Below are 246 nucleotides of genomic sequence, written 5' to 3'. Positions count from 1 at the left end.
TCGTAGCGGCGCGCCCAGTAACGCTCGTTGAGGTCGCTGACCTTGACGCGGTCGCCCTTGCTGGGCGCGTGCACGAACTTGCCGTCACCCAGGTAGACACCGACGTGACTGAAGGCGCGCCGCATGGTGTTGAAGAACACCAGATCCCCGGGGCGCAGCTCCTCGCGCGCCACCGGCGTGGCGGCCTGCGCCTGCTCGGCGGCGCGGCGCGGCAGCACCAGCCCCAGCGTATGCGCGTAGACGTAG

The 246-nt window shown here is 70.3% G+C and carries 1 protein-coding gene; it reads right to left on the bottom strand.

What is annotated here, in order from left to right; translation table 11 throughout:
* A partial coding sequence (locus NET02_RS16475) for a C40 family peptidase (protein ID WP_284058519.1) occupies nucleotides 1-246 on the bottom strand: 246 nt, incomplete at both ends.

This window comes from Thermalbibacter longus, from assembly GCF_023806485.1.
GTDB classification, from domain to species: domain Bacteria; phylum Chloroflexota; class Chloroflexia; order Thermomicrobiales; family Thermomicrobiaceae; genus Thermalbibacter; species Thermalbibacter longus.
This window is presented reverse-complemented; position numbering and strand designations above follow the sequence as displayed.